Raw genomic sequence first — 21,586 nt, 5'->3', positions numbered from 1 at the left:
CGCTTCGGCGTTGCGCTGGTGCGGTGCGGTGCGGTGTGGGGCGGTGCGGGGGTGGTGCGGCGGGAGTGAAGCGGAGGTGGCCGGGGTGACCCCGTGGGCACACCTGGAGAAGAACGCGCCAGGGCCGGGCCGCCTGGGTGGTGAGCGGCCGACTCCCGTGCTGAGCAGGGCAATCGCGGCGGCAGCGGGCCGGGTGCGGCCGGGGCGGGGGAGGCGGCCGGTGCTTCCGGGGAGCAGGTGGACGCGGCGAGGATCGCACCGCCGGAGAGCCGCGGAGCCCTCCGGCACCGGGCCCCGCCAGGTTCCGGTCCAGCTAGGACTTTCCCCTACGGAGGAACAGGACCATGCGTCACACCGCTGCCAAGGCGTTCGCCGCCGTCGCGATGACCGCCGCCCTCACTGCCGTCGCCGTCCCCGCGATGGCGGACCCGGCCACCGGCACCGTCCCGGCGAGCACGGACATCGTCGGTGCTGGTTCGGACACCACGCAGGCTCTGCTCAACCAGTTCTCCACCGACTACAACGCCACCGTGTCGGGCACCCCGAAGCTGTACAGCTGGGACGCGACCGGCTCGGCCACGATCACCCCGAAGAGCGGCGCGGCCTCGATCACCCGCCCGAACGGCTCCGGTGCCGGCATCACCGCGCTGAACGCGGCCGGCAGCAGCCTGGACTACGCGCGCTCCTCCCGGGGCCCGCAGACCGGTGACCTGTCCTCCAACCTGTTCGTGGCGTTCGCCAAGGACGCGGTGACCTGGTCGGCGAAGTCCGGCGGCCACGCCCCGGCCAACCTGACCACCCAGGACCTGTTCGACATCTACTCCTGCACCGCGGGCAAGACCAACTGGTCGGCGTTCGGCGGCACCGCGGGCACCATCAAGCCCTACCTGCCGCAGATCAACTCCGGCACCCGTTCCTTCTTCCTGAAGGCCATCGGCAACCCGACCCTGGGCTCCTGCGTGGTCACCGGCCCGCAGGAGAACCAGGGCACCGACCCGCTGCTCGACGACGTCGACGTGATCTTCCCGTACTCGGCCGGCCACTGGGTGGGCCAGGCCAACGGCCACAACGACGCGGTCGACGACAAGGGCAACCTGACCCTGCGCTCCATCAACGGCGTCGCCCCGCTGACCGCCTCCGGCACCATCAACTCGGTCTTCGCCAACCCGACCTACGGCCGGGTGCTCTACAACGTGGTCCGGGACAGCGACTGGAACGCCAGCCCGGCCACCACCAAGAGCACCGCGCTGCGCGCGATCTTCGGCTCCAGCGGCTACCTCTGCTCCACCGCGGGCAAGGCGTCCACCGTCAGCTACGGCTACCTGACCCTGGCGGCCGCGGCCTGCGGTTCCACCACCCACATCTGACGGGCCCCGTCCCCGGAGCCCGTCCGCACCGCCCCGCCCCGCCCCGCAGTACCCGCCGCCCGTCCCGCGCCCCGGCCGGGACGGGCGGCGGCCCGTAGCGCCGCCCGCGCCGCCCGCGCCGCCCGCGCCGCCCGCACCGCCCGCGCCACCCGCGCCGCCCGCGCCGCCCGCACCGCCCGCACCGCCCGCACCGAGCAGTACGCACCGCACACCACGCGCCGCCACGCACCACGCGCCGGGTGCCGCCGCGCACCCCGCCACGCACCCCGTCCGAAGGAGCCACGATGTCCCGTCACGCCGTCCGGATCGCCGCCGCGGTCGCCGGTCTCGCCCTCGCCGCCACCGCCGCGTCCGCCACCTCCGCCACCGCCGCGCCGGCGGCCGGCAGCGTGGTGATCCACGAGAGCAACTCCTTCTTCCAGCAGGCCGCCCGGGCCGGCATCGTGGCCGTCCCGCTGCCCACCGCCACCGCGGGCTACGACGCGGCCAGCGGCCTGTCGGCGAGCTTCCCGGTGACCGACGGCAGCGGAACGCTGAACAACTTCTTCGGCGGGGTCAGCCTCGGCGGCGGCCTGCTCTTCGTCGACGCGAGGACCGGCAGCGCGGTCTCCTTCCACCAGCTGGCCTTCGCCTTCGACACCTGGGCCGTCACCGCCGTCCCGGACGGCTCCACCACCCCGGTCGCGCTGTTCGACCCGGCGGGCAACAACTCGATCACCAGCAGCGGCGGCACGCAGAGCCTGACCGCCGACGCGCTGGTGCTGGACGCCGAGGGCGCCCGGTACCTGGACAGCGAGCTGCACACCACCTTCTTCACCGCGGGCCAGGACGTCGGCTCCTTCGCGCTCTCCTACACGCCCGCCTCCTGACCCGCACCCACCGCTCGCACCCGCACCCGCGCCCGCACCCGTACCCGCGCCCGGAGTTCCGGGACCCCGTACCGCCCGACCGGTCCCCGGTCGGGCGGTACGCGCATGTGATGGCCCATCAATTCCATTGATTCGAGCACCAATTGGGGCCTCGTACACCTGGATAACAGCGACCGGCCAGACGCGACTGGCCGAATACCGTCGGAGCCGCCGACCGGTCGCTCCGCTCCCTGTCATCCGTGCGTGCCCGGTCCGGCGCGCCGTCAGCCGGAGGTGCTGCACCGATGAGAACCCGCCCGCGGGGGCCGAGAGCCGGATCGCGTCCGTTGAAGGCCTACCTGGCGGCCCTGCTGGCCTGGACGGTGGCCGCCGCAGTCGTGTTCCTGCCGTTGGGCGGCCCGGGCGTCCAGCCGGCCCGGGCCGCCTCCGGCACGACCGTGGACGGACCGGCCCGGTTCGACCCCGCGACCTGGACGGACGGGCTGACCGGCACCATCACGGTCTCGCAGGTCGACGACCTCAGGAACCAGGTGGTGCACGTCAGTTGGACGGGCTTCACGCCGACCGTCGACGTCATGGGCAAGCCCGTCGACGTGGTCGCGCTGAACGACGGCGCCGCCAACTACGCGGTGCGGATCTACCAGTGCCGCGGTGAGGACCCCGAGGTCACCGACTGCTACGGCTCCACCCTGTACGGCGGGGACGCGTCCAAGGGCTTCCTGCAGCCCACTCCGGCGGCCGGCACGTCCCCGGAGTTCCCGTCGAACACGGTCATCGCGGCGACCCGCCCCGACGGCACGGGCGAGGCGGACATCGAGTTGTGGACCGCCCAGCAGAGCCAGGGCCTCAACTGCGACCCCGCCCACAAGTGCTCCCTGGTGGTGGAGCCGAACTACGGCGGTGACTCGCTCGGCGCCAACAGCTACCCGGACGTCGTGATCAACTGCGACGACCACTCGCTGGACCTGGACGACTTCTTCCACACCGCCACCGACTCCTCGTTCCTGCTCAACCCGAGCGACACCAACTGGACCTCCGGCGAGTCGTGTGCCTGGAAGCGCCACGTCACCATCCCGCTGAACTTCGCCCGGACCCCCGACTCCTGCCCCGCCGGGGACGCCGACTTCTCCGTGATCGGCCTGGAGATGGCCGACCGCGCGGTCCAGCAGTGGCGCACCGGCAGCTGCCTGGAGAGCGACCCGCTGCGGGTGCAGTACTCCGTCGGCAACGGCGAGCCGCAGGCCCGTTCCTCCTTCCTGCGCCGCTCGGGCGCGGACGTGGCACTGACCTCCGTCCCGGACCGCAACGCGCCGACCCGGCCCCACGTGTACGCGCCGCTCGCCAACAGCGCGGTCTCGGTGGTCTACGTGGTCGACGACGGCGCCACCCGCCGACAGGTCCACCAACTGCGGCTCAACCAGCGGCTGCTGGCGAAGATGCTCACCCAGACGTACCGCTACTACAACACGGACGACACCGACACCGTCCGGGGCAACCCGCTCTGCATGTTCGACGACCCGGAGTTCCGCCGGCTCAACGCCGACACCGCGGCCGGCGTGACCTGGCCCAGCTGCGGCAACACCGCGAACACCGCGCCGGTCGTCGTCGGCGGCACCACCGACCTGGTGTACCGGCTGACCGAGTGGATCGCCGCCGACCCGGACGCCGCCCAGTTCCTGCAGGGCGCCCCCGACCCGTGGGGCACCCACGTCAACGGCAAGTTCCTGCCGTCGAGTTACGGCGGCTACCCGACCGACGCGTTCCAGACGCTGGACTACTCCGGTCAGAACAACCACAAGCAGTACGAGTGGAACCCGGTGCTCGGCGGGCTCGGCCAGGTGCTGCGGATGGTGCTGGAGAACCGGCTGTCCTGCCAGCTCCCCTACACCAACGCCGCGGGCCAGCACGACAAGTGCTTCGCCATGGTGCCCGGCAGGCGGGCGCTGTTCGCGGTCATGGACAGCGGCGACGCCCAGGCGATGAGCCTGCCCGAAGCCGAACTGCCCAACCCGGCAGGCCAGTTCACCACGCCGACGATCACCGCGATGCAGGCCGCCGCGAAGGACATGCCCTTCGACGAGACCACCGGCACCCAGCAACTCCCCTACGACGACGAGGGATCCGCCTACGCGAAGGACCCGAAGGCGTACCCGCTGACCATGGTGCAGTACGCCATGCTGCCGACCGAGGGCCTCGGGCAGGCCAAGGCCGAGGCGGTCAGCAGGTTCGTGCACACCGTCACCGACCCCGGCAAGGGGCAGGTCTACGGCCGGGGGCCGGGCCAACTCGCCGTCGGCTACGCGGCCCTGACCAAGGCCCAGGCCGCCCAGGCGAAGGCCGCCGCCGGCCACGTCGCCGCCCAGGACGGCGGCACGCCCGGCAAGCCCGCCGACACCGGCGGCGAGGACGGCGGCAGCGGCGAATCCGGCTCCAACGGCCCCGGCAGCGGCGGGAGTTCAGGCGGCAGCGGAGGCTCCGTCGGCGGTACGGGCGACGGCGCCGGGACGGCCGGGGGCACCGGCGCCGTCCAGGCCGGGGATGCGGCCTCCGGCCGGCCCAGCGGCAGCGCCTCGCCCGGCCTGGCCGCCGCACCCGTCGGGGAGGCCGCGGCCGACCGGGCCGGGATGGCCCGGCTGCTGCTGCCGGTGATCCTCGCCACCGGCGCCGTCCTGCTGGTCGGCGGCCCCGCCGCGCTGTTCCTCGGCGGCACCCCCGCCGGGGCGAACCTCCGCCGCAGCGCCGGACGGCTCCGGTCGCGGCTGCTCCGCCGCGGCTGACCCCGCCCCGCACCCGCCCCGCCCCGTGTCGGACGGGCGCCCCGCGCGCCCGTCCGGCCCCGACCCCGGCCCCGGCCCCTCGCCGGAAACCGGCACCGCCCCGTCCCGTACCTGCCCCGCTTCCGCCCCGCCCCGTCCCGAACGCCCCAGGAACCCTCACCGCGCGGAGAGTTGAGACCATGACAGCCGCCGTCCAGCCGACGGACACCCGCGTCCCACCGCCGACGTCCGACCCCGACCGGCCCCGCCGGATCAGCGCCCCCGCCTCGCCCGCCGACCGGGCCTTCCGCGGCGTGCTGCGCGCCGCCGGCCTGTCGGTGTTCGTGCTGATGGGGCTGATCGCCTTCTTCCTGCTGCTGCGCGGCACCGAGGCGCTGCGCGCCGTCGGCTGGTCCTTCCTCGGCGAGCAGAACTGGCGCACCGCCGCGCACACCTTCGGCATCGCCGCCGTCCTGCCCAACGGCATCCTGATCGCGCTCATCGCGCTGTGCATCGCCGTCCCGGTCTCGCTCACCGCCGCGCTGTTCATCTCCGAGTACGCGCCCGTCCGGCTGCGTCCGACGCTGGTCTCGCTGGTCGACCTGATGGCCGCGATCCCGAGCATCGTGTACGGGCTGTGGGGCCTGTTCTTCCTGCAACCGCGCTTCGTCGGGCTGTGCCGCTGGCTGGCCAACCACCTCGGCGGGCCGCTGCCCTTCCTGCGGGTGCGCGGCGGCGACACCCCGACCTCGTACACCTCCTCGACGTTCATCGCGGGCACCGTGGTCTCGCTGATGATCATCCCGATCATCACCTCGCTCAGCCGCGAGGTGTTCTCGCAGGCCCCGGCGGGCGAGCGGGAGGGCGCCTACGCGCTCGGCTCCACCCGCTGGGGCATGGTGCGCACCGTGGTGCTGCCGTTCGGGCGCGGCGGCGTGATCGGCGCCGTGATGCTCGGCTTCGGCCGCGCGATGGGCGAGACCATCGCCGTCGCGCTGATCATCTCCCCGGTGTTCCGGGTCGCCTGGCACGTGCTGGAGAACGGCGGCGGATCGATCTCCGCGCTGATCGCGCTGCGCTTCAGCGAGTCCGACGGCCTGTCGCTGTCCGCGCTGATGGCCGCCGGACTGGTGCTGTTCGCCCTCACCCTGCTGGTCAACGTGGCCGCCGGTTTCGTCATCAGCCGGTCCCGGTCCGGCGCCTCGACCTCGGACTGACCGGAGGACACCGATGAACCCCGCACCCGCACCCGCACCCGCACCCACGACGGAGACCCCCGAACCACCCGAGCAGCGGCGGATCAAGCTCGGCGGCACCACCCGCGAGGAGGTCCTCACCATGCTCGGCGCGGGCGCCGGCTCGCTCGCCCTGGACTGGCTGCTGTACGAGCGGGTGCTGCCGCTCAGCGGCGCGTTCGGCTTCCTGCTCTGCTGGTACCTGCTGTTCCTGGGGCTGTACACCCTGGTCGGACGGCTCCAGTGGGACGCCCTGACCGTCCGCGAACGGCTCGCCACCGCGCTCGCCTGGAGTTCCGGCCTGCTGCTGCTCGCCGTCATCGCCGAGCAGATCGGCTACGTCGCGGTCCGCGGCTTCGACGCGGCCCGGCACTGGAACTTCTTCACCGAGACCATGCGCACCACCGCCCCGCTGTCGCCGATCACCTCCGGCGGCTGCCTGCACGCCGTCGTCGGCTCGCTCGAACAGCTCGGCCTGGCCACCCTGTTCTCGGTGCCGCTCGGCGTGGTCACCGCGGTCTTCCTGGTCGAGGCGGGCACCAGCAGGCGCAGCGCCCGCTTCGTCAAACCCGTCCGGGTGCTGGTCGAGGCGATGACCGCGCTGCCGTCCATCGTGGCGGGCCTGTTCGTGCTCGGCGTGGTCATCCTCACCCTGGGCGCCGAGAAGAGCGGCCTGGCCGCCGCGCTGGCCCTGACCGTGATGATGACGCCGATCGTCACCCGCGCCGCCGAGGTGGTCGTCCGCCTCGTCCCCGGCACCCTCAAGGAGGCCTCCTACGCGCTCGGCGCCGGCCAGTGGCGCACCGTCTGGCACGTGGTGCTGCCCACCGCCCGGCCCGGCCTGACCACCGCCGTGGTGCTCGGCATGGCCCGCGGCGTCGGCGAGACCTCCCCGGTGCTGCTCACCGCGGGCTTCACCGCCCGGATGAACCTCGACCCGCTGCACGGCAACCAGGCCAGCCTGCCGCTGTACGTCTGGAACTACGTCAAGCAGCCCTACCCCGACATGGTGGCCCGGGCGTTCGCCGGGGCGCTGACCCTGATGGCCGTGGTGCTGGTGCTGTTCGTCACCGCCCGCGTCCTGGGCCGCCACCGCGCCCCCACCGACCGGCGGGCCCGCCGCCCGCTGCGCCGGTCCCGCACCACCGCGACCGCCGTGCCCGTACCCGCGGCCGCGACCGCCGTGCCCGCCACGAACGCCACGAACGCCGCGACCGCGTCGGCGGTGGCGAACCGATGACCCGTCAGAGAAGGAAGGCCCGTCCCGTGCGACTGCGCCACCTGGCCGCGGCGCTGCTCTCCGCCGCGCTGGCCCTGCCCACCGCCCTGCTCGGCGCGACCCCCGCCCACGCCGCGACCTCGCTGAGCGCGGACGGCTCCAGCTGGGCCGGCCCGGCGATCGACCAGTGGCGGCGCGATGTCGGCCCGATGGGCATCGAGATCGACTTCAACCCGGTCGGTTCGGCGGCCGGACGCGTGCAGTGGGCCAATGGCATGGACGACTTCACCGCCTCCGACGTGCCGTTCCGCAGCAAGCCCGACAGCGGCGTCGACCCGTCCCAGGCGGGCAGCTACCTGGGCCACGCCGAGGACCCGCGCCACGGCTACTCGTACGTGCCGATCACGGCGGGCGGCACCGCGCTGATGTACCACCTGGAGCTCGGCGGCAAGAAGATCACCGACCTGCGGCTGTCCCCGGACACCATCGTCGGGATCTTCACCAACCGGATCACCTCCTGGGACGACCCGAAGATCACCGCCGACTACGGCAAGGCGCTGCCGAAGATCCCGATCACCCCGGTGGTGCGCTCCGACGGCTCCGGCGCCACCGCCCAGTTCACCCGCTGGATGCAGCACACCCACCGGGGCGAGTGGGAGGCGTACTGCACCAAGGTCAACGGCGTCACCTGCGGCGACTACACCGAGTTCTTCCCGCCCTCCGGCCGGATGACCGCGCAGAACGGCTCCGACGTGGTCGCGGGCTACGTCCAGTCGCCCACCGGCGTCGGCGCGATCGGCTACGACGAGTACGCCTTCGCCAAGCGCAGCAACTGGCCCGTCGTCAAGGTGCTCAACCCGGCCGGGTACTACACCCTGCCGACCGCCTCCAACGTCGCGGTGGCGCTCAGCGCCGCGAAGATCCGCGGCGTCGACGACAGCACCTCCCCGAACGACCCGGACTACCTGCAGCAGAACCTCGACGGCGTCTACACCAACAACGACCCCCGCTCCTACCCGATCTCCTCCTACAGCTACCTGATCGTGCCGCGCGCCGGGGCCGCGCTGCCCGTGCCGCCGCGCTTCAACGACGCCAAGGGCAACGCCCTCAGCCGCTACCTCGCCTACGTGCTGTGCGCCGGACAGGGCGAGGCCGACGAGCTCGGCTACTCGCCGATCCCGCGCAACCTGGTGCGCGGCGGCCTGCTGCAGACCCAGCACATCCCCGGCAACGCCAGCCCCGTCGACCCCAACACGCTCACCAACTGCCCCAACCCGACGTTCAATTCGTCCGGTGAGCTGACCGTGCTGAAGAGCGCGCCGCAGCCCTCCCCGTGCGACAAGGCGGGCAGCCCGCTCAACTGCACCGTGCAGAACGGCCAGGCGGTCAAGGCCGGATCCAACTCCGGCTCCAGCGGCGGCGGTTCGAGCGGCGGCAGCGGCGCGGGCTCCGGCGGCGGTGCGGGCGGCGCCGGTTCCGGCTCCGGCTCCGGCGGGACGGGCGCCGGGGACGGCGGCGGTGCGGGCGGCGACGGCAGCGGGACGGCGATCGACCCGCAGACCGGCGAACTGCTCGACTCCGGCTCCGGCGGCGGCGGTTCGGGCTCCGGCGCGGCCCCCGCCCAGGTGGTCGCGCTCGGCGGACGGCCGCAGGACTGGCTGCTGTCCTCGCTCACCGCGGTCGAACTGCTCGGCGTGGTCACCGTCCCCCCGCTGCTGGCCGCCTGGTGGCGCCGCCGCGACCGGACGGCGGGCAGCCGGTGAACCCCGCCCCGACCGCGCCGACCACCCCGGTCGCTCCGACCGACCCGACCGACCCGCCCGCGGGCGCCGCACCCGAGGAGAGCAGCAGATGACCGCGCCCGCCCTGGACCGGCCCCCCGCCGCCCCGTCCGCGCCGGCCCTGACCGACGTGCCCGCGCCGGTGCTCCCTGCGCCCGCCCCCGCCGGGCCGCGCCGGGGCCCGCTGCTGGTGGCCGCCCGGGCCGTGACCCTGGCCGCCGGGCTGCTGCTCGGCTTCGTCGGCTACCTGCTCGGCCTGTCCGGCCTCCAGGAGGCCCACCACCAGTCCACCGCGTACGCCACCCTGCGCGACCGGCTCGCCGACGCCACCGCCCCGACCGGCCCCACCGAGGACGGCGCGCCGCTGGCCGTCCTCGACATCCCGGCGATCGGCCTGCGCCAGGTCGTCGTGGTCGAGGGCACCAGCGGCCGCGACCTGATGCGCGGCCCCGGCCACCGGCGCGACACCGTCCTGCCCGGACAGCCCGGCGTGGCCGTCCTGTTCGGCCGCTCCACCGCGTTCGGAGCCCCGTTCGCGGACCTCGGCGAGCTGGAGGTCGGCGACCGGATCGACGTCACCACCGGCCAGGGCACCTTCCACTACACCGTCAACACCCGCGGCGACGGCGACCACCCGATCAAGGACCCCGCCCCCGACCGGCTGGTCCTGGTCACCGGCGACTCCGACTGGATCCCCACCAGCACCGTCCTGGTCGGCGCCCGGCTCGACGGCGACCCCGAACCGGCCGGTGCGAAGCGGCCCGCCACCACCGCCACCGACAAGGTGCTGGCCGCCGACAAGGGCGCCCTGCCCGCCCTCCAACTCTGGTCGCTGGCCCTGCTGCTGGCCGTCGTCGCGGCCGCCGTCGCCGCCCGCCGCTGGCAGCGCACCGCCGCCTACCTGTGCGCCGCGCCGGTGGTCGCCGCGCTGCTCTGGTCGGTGTACGAGAACGCCGCCGCGCTGCTCCCCAACGTCTACTGACCGCCTCCGGCTCCCCGTTCCGGGAAAGGACCGCCCCGCCGATGACCGACACCGCCCAACCCCCCTCGCCCGTCCAGCAGTCCGGAGCGCAGGACGACCCGCCCACGGTGCCGCTGCCGCCCGTTCCGGCCGTTCCGGCCGATGCCCCGGCCCGCGCCCTGTCCGGCCTGGAGACCCGCGAGGTCACCGCCTGGTTCGGGCAGCGCAAGGTCCTCGAACGGGTCTCCTTCACCATGCGGGCCGGGGAGATCACCGCCCTGATCGGCCCGTCCGGCTGCGGCAAGTCCACCTACCTGCGGATCCTCAACCGGATGCACGAGATGGTCCGCGGCGCCGCCCTCGCCGGGGAGGTCCTGCTGGACGGCGAGGACGTGTACGCCCCCGGCCGCCGCCCCGCCGAGGTGCGCCGCCGGATCGGCATGGTCTTCCAGCGCCCCAACCCGTTCCCCGCCATGTCGCTGTACGACAACGTGGTCAGCGGGCTCAAGCTCTCCGGCATCAGGGCGAGCCGCGAGGAACGCGACCACCTGGTCGAGTCCAGCCTGCGCCGGGCCGGGCTGTGGGACGAGGTCAGCAACCGCCTCGGCACCCCCGGCGGCGCCCTCTCCGGCGGCCAGCAGCAGCGCCTGTGCATCGCCCGCTCGCTCGCGGTCTCCCCGGAGATCCTGCTGATGGACGAACCCTGCTCCGCCCTCGACCCCACCTCCACCCGCCGCATCGAGGAGACCATCGCCGAACTGCGCCACCGGGTCACCATCGTCATCGTCACCCACAACATGCAGCAGGCCCAACGCGTCTCCCAGTCCTGCGCGTTCTTCCTCGCCACCCACGACACCCCCGGCCGGATCGTCGAATCCGGCCCCACCGAACGCCTCTTCACCGACCCCGCCGACCCGCGCACCGCCGACTACGTCAACGGCCGCTTCGGCTGACCCTGCTGACCCTGCTGACCCTGCTGACCCTGCTGACGGAGCTGACGGAGCTGACGGAGCTGACGGAGCTGACCGCGCTGACCGCGTGTCACGGCGGAGGCGCGGAGCGCAACGCCTAGCGTGTGCGGGGGACCGGCCACCGGCCCCCGCACCCGCACCACCACGAGGAGAGAGCGCAGACCATGACCGTCAGCCTGCCCGAGCTCACCGGGGACTACGTCCTCGACCCGACCCACACCCGGATCGGGTTCGTCGCCCGCCACGCCATGGTCACCAAGGTCCGCGGCGCCTTCCACCAGTTCGAGGGCACCGCCCACCTGGACGGCGCCGACCCGGCCAAGTCCGGCGGCCAGGTCGTCATCAAGACCGAGAGCATCGACACCGGCGTCGAGCAGCGCGACCAGCACCTGCGCACCAACGACTTCCTGGACGCGCCGAACTTCCCCGACATCACCTTCCGCACCACCGGGGTCGAGCAGAAGTCCGACACCGACTACCGGGTCACCGGCGACCTCACCATCAAGGACACCACCAAGCCCGTCAGCATCGACTTCGAGTACACCGGCAACGCCGTCGACCCCTACGGCAACCTGCGGGTCGGCCTGGAGGGTTCCGTCACCATCAGCCGCAAGGAGTTCGGCGTCACCTGGAACGCCGCCCTGGAGGGCGGCGGCGTGCTGGTCGGTGACAAGGTCGTGCTCGAGTTCGACGTCTCCGCGATCAAGCAGAGCTGACCGCGCACGCGGAGGGCCGCCCCCGTCCGCGTCCGGACGGGAGCGGCCCTCCGCGCCGTTCAGGACCGCCAGGACGGCGAGAGCGCGACGGCCTTCAGCGCCGCCAGGTCGAGCGCCGGGGTGCCGGGGGCGGCGGCGTGGAACTGCTCGCCGTTCCACTCGTCGAGCAGCAGCACGGCGCCGTCCGGGTAGTGCACGGTCACCACCCAGTGCAGCAGGACGTCGGTCGCGGTCTTGCCGTTGCCGAAGGCGTTGACCACCACCGTCCCGCCGCCCGGCAGCGGTTCGCGCACCTCCAGCGGGGTCGGCAGGGTCTGCGGCAGGGCGGCGAGTTCGTCCAGCCCGCGCTGCGAGGGCGGCTCGTACGTCACCATCAGCGAGCTGTGCCGCCCGTCCGCCGTCAGGCCCAGCCTGGTGTGGGCCGGGTCGCGGACGTCCACGGCGGTGCCCGCCGGGAGCAGCGGGGTCAGCTTGTCGAGCAGGGCGGCGGAGCCCTCGGCCGAGAGCGACGGCCGGGCGTCCGCCGGGGCACCGGCGTCCGGGGCGTCGGCCACGGGCGTCAGCGCGGCGAACGCCTCCGTCCACAGCGGGGAGGTGACCAGGGCGGCGAGTTGGGCCTCCGTCAGCGGCGGGGCGTCCCGCACCGGCGTGCTCGCCCGGCCGTTGTACTCGGTCAGCCGCACCTGGCGGCCGTCCGGCGCGGCCCAGATGCCGTGCCACTCCCGCAGGCCGGGGACGCTCACGCTGCGCAGCCTGTCGACGACCAGCACCGAGCCGTCCGGCTGCACCGTGCGCTCGCAGCCCTCGCTCGGGACGTCGAAGCCGTCCACGCAGGTCACCCGGTCGACCGGGTCGCCGGTGTACTGCACCTGGATCTGGAGCATGCTCGCGCCGGCCCCGTCGTCGAAGACCAGCATCGAGCCCATCTCGTGCGGGTCGCGGCCCCCCGTCCAGGCGCGGTCCATCGGCTGGAGGGTGCCCTTCGGCAGGAGCCGGGTCAGCAGTTCGTTGAAGCGCTGCTCCGACATCCGGACGTGCCGCGAGGCGGCCGGGGCGTCCGCGCCGGAGCGCCCGTACCCGGCGGCCGAGAAGCCGGCCGCCGCCCCCAGCACCGCCACCGCCAGCGCGCCCGTGGCCGCCGCCACGTGCCGCCGCTGCCGCCGCAGGCCGGAGCGGCGGGCCCCCGCAGCCAGCCGCTCGTGCACCGGGTCGGGGGCCAGCGCGGCCGCGCCGTCGAGGGCCCGGGGGAGGGCCGCGGTCAGTTCGTCGTCAGTGGACACGGTGCGCCACCGCTTTCTCGGAGTCGTGACGGTCGTCGGAAGGGGCCGGGACGGCGGGGGAGGGGCGGTCGACCAGCGCGTCCAGCCCGGTGCCGAGCACCGCGCGCAGCCGGACCAGCGCCCGCTTGGTGCGGGTGCGCACCGCGCTGTCGCCGACCCGCAGCACGCCGGCGGTCTCCTCGACGCTGCGGTCCTCCCAGAACCGCAGCACCAGCACCGCCCGGTCCGCCGGGGACAGCGCCGACAGGGCCCGCAGCAGCGTCAGCCGCAGCGCCGGGTCCGGGTCGTCGACCCCGGTCTCCGGCAGCACGTCGGTGACCCGCTCGGTGCTGGAGCGCCGCCGCCGGTGCGACAGGAAGGTGTTGACCAGCACGGTCTGCGCGTACCCGCTCGGGTTCTCCAGCTTGGCGATCCTCCGCCACTTCAGGAAGACCCGGCCCAGCGCCTCCTGCACCAGGTCCTCCGCGAGGTGCGCGTCCCCGCCGGTCAGCAGGAACGCCGTCCGCAGCAGGTGCCGGGCCCGGAAGGCGACGAACTCCTCGAACTCCGGTGCCCGCGGTGGCTCCTGACCCTCCGGCCCTGCCCGCTTCGATGAGTGATCCATGCCCTGGTAACGCATCGGGACCGACGCTACGTGACACCCCGTCCGACCCACCCGCCCGGGACCCGGGTGCGGCGGGGCCCGTGGGGCACGATGGGAGTGACGGGCCGTCACGGGGCGGCGGGGCGAGCGGAGAGGGCGGTGGGCGCGATGGGTGCGACGGGTGCGACGGGCGCGACGGGCGCGGTGGGTGCGGTGGGCGGCGAGGACGGCGGCTACGACCTGGTGGTGATCGGCGGCGGCCCCACCGGGGAGAACCTCGCCGACCGGGCGCACGCCGGAGGGCTGAGCGTGGCCCTGGTGGAGGGCGAACTCGTCGGCGGCGAGTGCTCGTACTGGGCGTGCATGCCCAGCAAGGCGCTGCTGCGCCCGGGCGCCGCGCTCGCCGGGGCACGGCGGGTCGCGGGCAGCCGGGAGGCCGTCACCGGGGCGCCGGACGCGGACGCCGTGCTGGCGCGCCGGGACTCCTTCGCCTCGCACTGGCACGACGACGGGCAGGTCGACTGGCTGGCCTCGGCCGGCATCGACCTGGTCCGCGGGCACGGGCGGCTGGACGGCGAGCGGAGGGTCACCGTCGACACCCCCGGCGGCGGGCGGCGCACCCTCACCGCCCGGCACGCCGTCGCCGTCTGCACCGGCACCCGCGCCGCCCTCCCCGACCTGCCCGGCCTGGCCGACGCCCGGGTGTGGACCAGCCGCGAGGCGACCTCCGCGAAGTCCGTCCCGCGGCGGCTCGCCGTGGTCGGCGGCGGCGTCGTCGCGGTCGAGATGGCCACCGCCTGGCGGGCCCTGGGCAGCGAGGTCACCCTGCTGGTGCGCGGCGGCCGACTGCTGGAGCGCACCGAGGAGTTCGCCGGGCAGCTCGTCTCGGACGGCCTGCGCGCCGCCGGGGTCGACGTCCGGCTGGGGGTCTCGGTCACCGCCGTGCGGCGCGAGGCGGACGGCACCGTCCTGCTCGACCTGGCCGACGGCACCCGGCTGCCCGCCGACGAGGCCCTGTTCGCCACCGGCCGCCGCCCCGCCACCGCCGACCTCGGCCTGGAGACCGTCGGACTCGAACCCGGCAGCTGGATCGACACCGACGACACCGGCCGCGCCACCGCCGTCCCCGGCGGCTGGCTGTACGCCGCGGGCGACGTCAACCACCGCGCCCTGCTCACCCACCAGGGCAAGTACCAGGGCCGGGTCTTCGGCGCCGCCGTCGCCGACCGCGCCGCGGGCCGCCCGCTCGACCTCGCCCCCTGGGGCCGCTCCGTCGCCACCGCCGACCACGCCGCCGTCCCGCAGGTCGTCTTCGCCGATCCCGAGGTCGCCGCCGTCGGCCGCACCCTGCGCGAGGCCGAGGACGCCGGGCTGCGGGTGCGCGCCGTCGACTACGAGCTCGGCGACGTCTCCGGCGCCGCCCTGCACGCCGACGGCTACCGCGGCCGGGCCCGCGCCGTCGTCGACCTCGACCGGGAGGTGCTGGTCGGCGTCACCTTCGTCGGGCCGGACGTCGCCGAACTCCTGCACGCCGCGACCGTCGCCGTCGTCGGAGAGGTGCCGCTCGACCGGCTCTGGCACGCCGTCCCCGCCTACCCCACCGTCAGCGAGGTCTGGCTGCGGCTGCTGGAGACGTACCGGGGCTGAGGCGGCGTCAGCGGCCCCGCCCGCGAGGGGCGGGGGCTCCGGCGGGCGGGCGGGGGCGCCGGAGGGTGGGCGGACGGGGGCGCCGGAGGGGGAGGCGGACGGGGAGCGGACGGGGGCTTCGGAGGGTGGGCGGAAAATCCGTTGCGGGGTGGTTCGGCGGGGTCCTACCCTGGCGGCGCCGGTCCGCAGACCGGCGTCCCGATCGGGTTCGCGCGGTTGCGCGCGGCCCTGCGCAGAGAGGAGGCCGCGATGTCCACCCCGCACCCGGCGCTCCCGATCACCCCTGCGACCCAGGCCGCCCCCGCGCGGTAGGCCGCCCCGCCCGATCGGGCTGCGCCTCCGGTTCCCGCCCAACGCCCCGGAGGCACCTTGCTGTTCCGTCCCACCGTCGCGGCCGACCGCGACGGCTTCCTCCCGCTGCTCGTCACCGACCCCGCCAGCACCCTGACGGCCGACGCCTACCTGGCCCGGCTCGCCACCGGCGAGTACCACCCGGGGCGGACGTGGATCGCCGAACCGGCCCCCGGCGCCCCGCCGCTCGCGGTCGCCGTCTGGTGGTCCGGCCCCGCGGACGCCGGGCCCGCCGCGCTCGACGCCGTGCTCGTCCACCCCTCCGTCCGCCCGCCCGCCGAACGCACCGCGCTGGCCGCCGAGTTGCTCACCGCCGCGCACGCGGCGTACGGGCACGCCCCCGCCTACCACCTCTTCCTCCCCGGAGACTGGCACGACCGCCCCGACGCGGTCGCCGCCACGGCCTGGCGGCAGGAGGCGGCCCGGCGGGCCGGGCTCCCGGCGAGCCTGGAGCGGCTGCGCTACGAGTGGGCGCCGGGCGCCGGCCTGCCCGCCCCGAGCCGGCGGCTGCGGTTCCGCGCCGAACCCGACGACGAGGTCTTCGTCGACCTGTTCCGCCGCACCCTCACCGGCACCCGCGACGCCACCTCCCGAACCGCCGCCGCCCAGCTCGGCGCCGAGGCCCAGGCCCGGGCCGACGTCGCCCTCTACCGCGACGGCATGCTCGGCGAACGCAGCTGGTGGCGCACCGCCCACACCCCCGACGGCGAGACCGTCGGCTTCGCCGTCCCCTCCCGCAACTCCGCCGCCCCCGTCGTCGGCTACCTCGGCGTCCTGCCCGAGCACCGCGGCCGCGGCTACGTCGACGACCTGCTCGCCGAGACCACCCGCGTCCTGGCCGCCGAGACCGGAGCCGTGCCCGTCCGCGCCGACACCGACCTGGCCAACACCCCGATGGCCGCCGCCTTCGAACGGCTTGGCTACCGCACCACCGCCCGCCGCCTGGTCCTCTCCGCGGAGGCACCGCCGGGGTGAGCGGGCGGCCGGGGCCGGGCCGCGCGGTCGTGCGGCGCGGTCGTGCGGCGCGGCCGTGTTGCGGGAGCATGACGCCGCGTCACGATCCGGGCCGCCGGTTGATCACCGCCGTCCCGGTGTGTGAGCGTGGCGGCGTACCGCAGACCGAACGGACCGAGGAGGAACCCGGTGCCCACCCCCGACCGGCCGCTGCGCTCGCTGGGATTCCTGACCATCGGCCTGTTCGACGAGCACGACCCGGCGGGCGGCCACGAGGCCACCCTGCGGCTGATCGAGCTCGGCGAGCAGCTCGGCTACGACACCGCCTGGCTGCGCCACCGGCACCTGCAGTACGGGATCTCCTCCCCGCTGACGGTGCTCGCCGCCGCCAGCCAGCGCACCCGCCGGATCGGCCTCGGCACCGCCGTCACCCCGCTCGGCTGGGAGAACCCGCTGCGCCACGCGGAGGACCTCGCCACCGTCGACGTGCTCTCCGGCGGGCGCCTCAACCCGGGCATCAGCGTCGGCGTGCCGGTCCACTTCGAGGACGTGAAGGGCGCGCTGTACCCGGACACCGCCGACCGGGAGGACTTCGGGTACGGCCGGGTCGAGCGCCTGCTCGGCCTGCTGCGCGGGCAGCGGGCCAGCGGCTTCCGGGGCACCGAGGGCATCGAGGCGTACTCCGAGCGCGTCCAGCCGCACGTGCCCGGCCTGGCCGCCCGGGTCTGGTACGGCGGCGGCAGCCTGCGCTCGGTGCGCTGGGCCGGGGAGCACGGGCTGAACCTGCTCACCAGCAGCGTGGTGCGGGCCGAGGACGACGAGGGCTTCGAAGCCAACCAGCTCGCCCTGATCCGGGCCTTCCGGGCCGCCCACCCCGCGGGCGAACGGGCCCGGGTCTCGCACGGCCTGGTGGTCGTCCCCACCGACGGCGCCACCCCCGAACAGCGCGCCAAGTACGAGGCGTACGCCGAGTCCCGGTACGCCCGCACGCTCGCCCCGCAGGGCCCCGGCCGACTGCTGTTCGCCCCCGACCTGGTCGGCACCAGCGAGGAACTCGCCGAGCGGCTGTACGCGCACGCCGGGTTCCGGGAGGCCGACGAGGTCGCCTTCGCCCTCCCGTTCACCTTCGCACCGGAGGACTACGTGCAGATCCTCACCGACCTGGCCACCCGCCTCGCCCCCCTGCTCGGCTGGCGCCCCACCACCGGGTGAGACCCCGCCCGCCCGCTGGCGCCCGCCCGCTGGCGCCCGGCCTTCCGGCCTTCCGGCCGTTCAGCCCGCGAGCTGCCCGCGGAGTGCGTGCTGGAAACCGACCAGCTCCGGGTTCGCCGCGTTCCGCTCCAGCCAGGTCATGGTGACGGCCGTCCGCAGGCTGCCGTCGCCGACCTCGACCAGGGCGACCTCGCCCCGTTCGGCCCGGCCGCGGACCGCCACCAGTGGCAGCAGCGCGCAGCCCATCCCGGCCGCCACGCAGGCGCCGAGGGTGTCGATGCTGTCCACCTCGGCGACCGGTTCCTTGCCGGGCACCGCGCCGAGGACGCCGTCGTACATCTCCCGGAACCCGCAGCCCCGCTGGGTGGCCAGGAAGGGCTCCGCGGCGAGTTCTGCGAGGTCGGCCCGGCCGCGGGCGGCCAGCGGGTGTCCCGGCGGCGCGATGACCACCAGGGGTTCCTCGGCCAGCGTCTCCGCGGACAGGCCCGGGTCGGCGGGCGGGGCGCCGAAGGTCAGGCACAGGTCCAGGTCGCCGCGGAGCACCGACCGGTAGAGCTCGCCGCGGTTGTGCTGGGAGACCCGCACCTTCGTCCCCGGGTGCAGCGTGCGGTAGCGGGAGAGCACCCCGGGCAGCAGGTGGCGGCTCAGCGTCTCCAGGGCGCCCAGCGCCAGCTCCGCCGCGGGCCGGGAGACCGCGGCCCGGGCCTCCGCCAGCAGGCCGAGGATCCGCCCGGTGTACGAGGACAGCACCTCGCCCTGGGCGGTCAGCCGGATCCGGCGCTGCGAGCGGTCGACCAGTGCGACGCCCAACTCCCGCTCCAGCGCCTGGACCTGGTCGCTGACGCTGGACTGCGCGTAGTGCAGCTCCCGCGCCGCCTGCGTCATGCTGAGCGTCCGGGCGACCGCCTCGAACGTCCGAAGGTGCCGTAACTCCACGCGCTGCCATCCCCCTCGGCGGGCCAAGCGATCCAGGTGATCCATCGGCCGGGCCGATTCTACCCATCGGCCGTTCCCGTCCTCCGCACGGCCAACTCCCGCCCCGGGCACGGGAGAATGGGAGCTCCACCCCGAAGACCTGCGCGGCCGCGCGTCCGTGCATCCACATGTCCACATGTCCACATGTCGATGTTCCGGCGGTCCGGGGGTGCGGCACGCCGTTTCCCGAACGAGGAGCACACCCATGGCCACCCAGGCCGACGCCCCACCCGCCGTCACCCCGGCCGGGCCCGCAGGCCCCCCGCGCACCCTGCTGGTCGGGCTCTCGCTCGGCTACTTCATGGTGCTGCTGGACATGACCGTCGTCTCGGTCGCCCTTCCCGCGATCGCCGAGCACTTCGACGTCGGCCTCAGCGGCCTGCAGTGGGTCACCAACGGCTACACCGTCACCTTCGCCGCCCTGCTGCTCACCGCGGGCTGGCTGGCGGACCGCTTCGGCGGCCGCCGGGTCTTCCTCTGCGGCCTGGTCGCGTTCGGCGCGCTGTCCGGCGTCTCCGCGCTGGCGACCACCCTGCCCGCGCTGGTCGCGCTGCGGCTGGCGCTGGGCGCGGCGGGGGCGCTGCTGCTGCCCTCCTCGCTCGCGGTGATCACCAACGCGTACACCGACCCGGCGGCCCGGGCCCGCGCGGTGGGGGCCTGGGCGGCGCTCACGGGCGCGGCCCTGGCCGCCGGGCCGGTGGTCGGCGGCGTGCTGACCGACACCGTCGGCTGGCGCGCGATCTTCCTGATCAACGTGCCGCTGGCGGCGGCCAGCCTGCTGATCACCGTCCGGCAGGCCCCGGAGACCGCCCGCAAGCCGCGCGGCGGACTCGACCTGACCGGCCAGGCCAGCGCCGTGGTCGCCCTGGCCGCCCTGGTGTACGCGCTGATCGAGGGTCCGGACGCCGGCTGGGACTCCGCCTGGGTGGTGGCCGCCGCCGCCCTCGCGGTGCTCGCCGCGGCGGTCTTCGCGGCGGCCGAACTGCGGGCCGGGGACGCGGCGATGGTCCCGCTGCGGATGTTCCGCAGCCCCGGCTTCCCGTCCGCGGTCGGGGCGGGCCTGCTGGCCAACTTCGGGCTCTCCGGGCTGCTGTTCGTGCTCTCGCTGTTCTTCCAGGACAGCCGCGGCTACTTGCCGGCCGTGGCGGGCCTGGTCTTCCTGCCGCTGACCCTGCCGACCGCCTTCAACCCGATCTACACCGGCCGCCTGGTGGGCCGGATCGGGCCGCGCAGGCCCGCCACCCTCGGCTTCGTGCTGATGGGCACCGGCGCGCTGGTGCAGGCCCCGTTCACCGGCGACTCGGCGGCCGCCCTGGCCGCGACCGTGCTCGGCCTGCTGGCCTTCGGCTTCGGCGTCTCCTTCGCCCTGCCCGCACTGGTCGCGGGCATGGCGGCCACCGTCCCCGCCGAACTCGCGGGCACGGGCGCGGGCGTCCTCAACTCGGCCCGCCAAGTCGGCGCCTCACTCGGCGTCGCCGTCCTCGGCGTCGTCCTCGGCCTGTCCCCGTCCGGCGCCGACGGCACCCGCTGGGCACTGCTCACGGGCGGGGTGGTCCTGCTGCTCGGCGCCGTCGTCACCGCCACCGGCCTCCGCGGGAGGACCCCCGCCGCCACCCCCTGACCCACCCCGGGCCCCTGACCCGCCCCGGGCCCCTGACCCGGCCCGGGCCCCTGACCCGGCCCGGGCCCCTGACCCGGCGCAGGACTCGTGCGGGCCCTGCCGGAACGGCTACGTGCCGAACGTCTTCCACCGGCACGGCCCGACCCCGCGGCTCGGCACCACCCTCACCGGACCCTCACCGGCTGAGACGGCCCGCCCCTCCGGCCCGCCCCTCCGGCACGTCGCTGCTGCCGCTGCCAGCGGGCCCGGTGGAAGATCGGGTCGGCGGCGACCAGGCACAGCGCGTGCATCGGGTCGTCGGGGCGACCCGTGGCGAAGAAGCCCACCAGGTCCTGGAGGAAGCTCTCGCCGCGGCGGTGGATCCCGGGGTCCCCGGCGACGGCCTCCCCGGCGGCGGTCAGCGAGTCGCCGAGCCAGAACAGCAGCTCCGGCCGGGCCAGGACGAAGCACGCCCCGGCGTGCTCGGCGAGCCGGGCGGGGTGGCGCTCGGACAGGCGCTGCACCCGGTCGGGGCGGTCGGCGGAACGCGGCGCCGGGGCGGTCACCGTCAGGGGAGTGCCGCCGCGGCGCATCCCGCGGCGCAGCGCGGGCCAGTCGGACGGACGCAGGCCGGTGTCCTCGCGGGCCACCAGCAGGGGTGTCGCCCGGGCGTCCAGCGGGCCGGGGCCCGGTGCGGCCGGGACGTGCACCGCGCTGTGCGGACTGCTCGCGGCGACCCGGAACAGGGCGCCGAGGCGCAGCAGGTCGGCGCGGTTCGCGTACAGGTACCCGACCCAGAGGTCGGGCGGGTGGAAGAAGGTGCGGCGGAGCATCGGCCCGGTGTCCAGCACCCGGCCGAGCCGCGATCCGTCGGCCACCGGGTGGCCGGTCACCCGCAGCCGCATCCGCCCGCCGCCGCTCCCTCCCGTACCGCCGCCCCCTCCCGTACCGCCGTCACCCTCTCCCGTGCCGCCGTCGTCCCTCGCACCGCCGTCCGTCATGCGGCGAGTACAGCACGCGGTCCGCCGGGAGGGCACCGCTTTTTCCGGGTGCGCGGGGCCCGGGGCGCGACGGAGCCCGGGCCGCCTCCCCACGAGACATGGGCGACC

17 protein-coding genes are annotated in these 21,586 nt (G+C 75.2%); 13 read left to right on the top strand and 4 right to left on the bottom strand.

Annotated features, from left to right (window positions below):
* Positions 1-344 precede the first annotated feature (344 nt).
* The 9 genes from OO57_RS05390 to OO57_RS05350 all read left to right on the top strand — a co-directional run bounded on the left by OO57_RS05390 (position 345) and on the right by OO57_RS05350 (position 11,875).
* The gene (locus OO57_RS05390; protein WP_051776634.1) at positions 345-1,367 is read left to right on the top strand and encodes a substrate-binding domain-containing protein; all 1,023 of its coding nucleotides are present in this window, start codon (positions 345-347) and stop codon (positions 1,365-1,367) included.
* A 284-nt stretch (positions 1,368-1,651) separates the two neighbouring features.
* The gene (locus OO57_RS05385; protein WP_033251099.1) at positions 1,652-2,236 is read left to right on the top strand and encodes a hypothetical protein; all 585 of its coding nucleotides are present in this window, start codon (positions 1,652-1,654) and stop codon (positions 2,234-2,236) included.
* A 326-nt stretch (positions 2,237-2,562) separates the two neighbouring features.
* Positions 2,563-5,013, top strand: a complete 2,451-nt coding sequence (locus OO57_RS39140) for a hypothetical protein (protein WP_051776631.1) — start codon at positions 2,563-2,565, stop codon at positions 5,011-5,013.
* A gap of 179 nt (positions 5,014-5,192) precedes the next feature.
* Complete coding sequence (gene pstC / locus OO57_RS05375; RefSeq protein WP_033251098.1) at positions 5,193-6,209, top strand: phosphate ABC transporter permease subunit PstC; 1,017 nt, start codon at positions 5,193-5,195, stop codon at positions 6,207-6,209.
* Between the two features lie 13 nt (positions 6,210-6,222).
* Positions 6,223-7,467, top strand: a complete 1,245-nt coding sequence (gene pstA / locus OO57_RS05370; RefSeq protein ID WP_051776629.1) for a phosphate ABC transporter permease PstA — start codon at positions 6,223-6,225, stop codon at positions 7,465-7,467.
* A gap of 26 nt (positions 7,468-7,493) precedes the next feature.
* Positions 7,494-9,209 (top strand): substrate-binding domain-containing protein, encoded by a 1,716-nt coding sequence (locus OO57_RS05365; protein WP_051776627.1) that lies wholly within the window; start codon positions 7,494-7,496, stop codon positions 9,207-9,209.
* A gap of 88 nt (positions 9,210-9,297) precedes the next feature.
* Entirely contained in the window at positions 9,298-10,209 is a 912-nt protein-coding gene (locus OO57_RS05360; RefSeq protein WP_033251096.1) for a sortase, read from the top strand.
* 41 nt (positions 10,210-10,250) lie between these two features.
* A complete protein-coding gene (locus tag OO57_RS05355) occupies positions 10,251-11,141 on the top strand; it encodes a phosphate ABC transporter ATP-binding protein (protein ID WP_106973904.1) in 891 nt (296 codons plus the stop codon).
* A 182-nt stretch (positions 11,142-11,323) separates the two neighbouring features.
* On the top strand, positions 11,324-11,875 hold the full coding sequence (locus tag OO57_RS05350) for a YceI family protein (protein ID WP_033251095.1): 552 nt from the start codon (positions 11,324-11,326) through the stop codon (positions 11,873-11,875).
* A gap of 59 nt (positions 11,876-11,934) precedes the next feature.
* Here the strand turns inward: OO57_RS05350 and OO57_RS05345 are convergent, their stop codons facing one another.
* Positions 11,935-13,155, bottom strand: coding sequence for a hypothetical protein (locus OO57_RS05345; RefSeq protein ID WP_033251094.1), 1,221 nt, complete (start codon positions 13,153-13,155; stop codon positions 11,935-11,937).
* Positions 13,145-13,759: a SigE family RNA polymerase sigma factor gene (locus OO57_RS05340; RefSeq protein ID WP_033251093.1), complete on the bottom strand. Its 615-nt coding sequence runs from the start codon at positions 13,757-13,759 to the stop codon at positions 13,145-13,147. Before OO57_RS05340 ends, OO57_RS05345 begins: the two co-directional genes overlap by 11 nt.
* Before the next feature lie 147 nt (positions 13,760-13,906).
* Between OO57_RS05340 and OO57_RS05335 the strand changes: the two genes are divergently transcribed.
* From OO57_RS05335 to OO57_RS05325, 3 genes are all read left to right on the top strand, one after another.
* Positions 13,907-15,385, top strand: coding sequence for a dihydrolipoyl dehydrogenase family protein (locus OO57_RS05335; protein ID WP_267884950.1), 1,479 nt, complete (start codon positions 13,907-13,909; stop codon positions 15,383-15,385).
* A 369-nt stretch (positions 15,386-15,754) separates the two neighbouring features.
* Entirely contained in the window at positions 15,755-16,711 is a 957-nt protein-coding gene (locus tag OO57_RS05330) for a GNAT family N-acetyltransferase (protein WP_033251091.1), read from the top strand.
* A 168-nt stretch (positions 16,712-16,879) separates the two neighbouring features.
* Positions 16,880-17,902, top strand: coding sequence for an LLM class flavin-dependent oxidoreductase (locus OO57_RS05325; RefSeq protein WP_033251090.1), 1,023 nt, complete (start codon positions 16,880-16,882; stop codon positions 17,900-17,902).
* A gap of 60 nt (positions 17,903-17,962) precedes the next feature.
* On the opposite strand, the gene OO57_RS05320 is transcribed toward OO57_RS05325, so the two are convergent.
* Complete coding sequence (locus tag OO57_RS05320) at positions 17,963-18,883, bottom strand: LysR family transcriptional regulator (RefSeq protein ID WP_267884949.1); 921 nt, start codon at positions 18,881-18,883, stop codon at positions 17,963-17,965.
* A gap of 199 nt (positions 18,884-19,082) precedes the next feature.
* Between OO57_RS05320 and OO57_RS05315 the strand changes: the two genes are divergently transcribed.
* Positions 19,083-20,498: an MFS transporter gene (locus OO57_RS05315; RefSeq protein ID WP_081973463.1), complete on the top strand. Its 1,416-nt coding sequence runs from the start codon at positions 19,083-19,085 to the stop codon at positions 20,496-20,498.
* A 164-nt stretch (positions 20,499-20,662) separates the two neighbouring features.
* Here OO57_RS05315 and OO57_RS39135 read toward each other — a convergent pair whose 3' ends face one another.
* Positions 20,663-21,382, bottom strand: coding sequence for a hypothetical protein (locus OO57_RS39135; protein ID WP_199811199.1), 720 nt, complete (start codon positions 21,380-21,382; stop codon positions 20,663-20,665).
* Between the last annotated feature and the right edge of the window lie 204 nt (positions 21,383-21,586).

This window comes from Kitasatospora phosalacinea (assembly GCF_000717185.1).
GTDB classification, from domain to species: domain Bacteria; phylum Actinomycetota; class Actinomycetes; order Streptomycetales; family Streptomycetaceae; genus Kitasatospora; species Kitasatospora phosalacinea_A.
Note: the sequence above shows the minus strand (reverse complement) of the source record. Positions and strands in the feature narration are given on the sequence as shown.

Bases quoted from the DNA above. Each gene is read 5' to 3' on its own strand.
- OO57_RS05350 (WP_033251095.1), top strand. From the start codon at position 11,324: ATGACCGTCAGCCTGCCCGAGCTCACCGGGGACTACGTCCTCGACCCG.
- OO57_RS05315 (WP_081973463.1), top strand. From the start codon at position 19,083: ATGGCCACCCAGGCCGACGCCCCACCCGCCGTCACCCCGGCCGGGCCC.
- pstA (WP_051776629.1), top strand. From the start codon at position 6,223: ATGAACCCCGCACCCGCACCCGCACCCGCACCCACGACGGAGACCCCC.
- pstC (WP_033251098.1), top strand. From the start codon at position 5,193: ATGACAGCCGCCGTCCAGCCGACGGACACCCGCGTCCCACCGCCGACG.
- OO57_RS05355 (WP_106973904.1), top strand. From the start codon at position 10,251: ATGACCGACACCGCCCAACCCCCCTCGCCCGTCCAGCAGTCCGGAGCG.
- OO57_RS05385 (WP_033251099.1), top strand. From the start codon at position 1,652: ATGTCCCGTCACGCCGTCCGGATCGCCGCCGCGGTCGCCGGTCTCGCC.
- OO57_RS05335 (WP_267884950.1), top strand. From the start codon at position 13,907: ATGGGTGCGACGGGTGCGACGGGCGCGACGGGCGCGGTGGGTGCGGTG.
- OO57_RS39135 (WP_199811199.1), bottom strand. From the start codon at position 21,382: ATGCGGCTGCGGGTGACCGGCCACCCGGTGGCCGACGGATCGCGGCTC.
- OO57_RS05390 (WP_051776634.1), top strand. From the start codon at position 345: ATGCGTCACACCGCTGCCAAGGCGTTCGCCGCCGTCGCGATGACCGCC.
- OO57_RS05360 (WP_033251096.1), top strand. From the start codon at position 9,298: ATGACCGCGCCCGCCCTGGACCGGCCCCCCGCCGCCCCGTCCGCGCCG.
- OO57_RS05340 (WP_033251093.1), bottom strand. From the start codon at position 13,759: ATGGATCACTCATCGAAGCGGGCAGGGCCGGAGGGTCAGGAGCCACCG.
- OO57_RS05320 (WP_267884949.1), bottom strand. From the start codon at position 18,883: ATGGATCACCTGGATCGCTTGGCCCGCCGAGGGGGATGGCAGCGCGTG.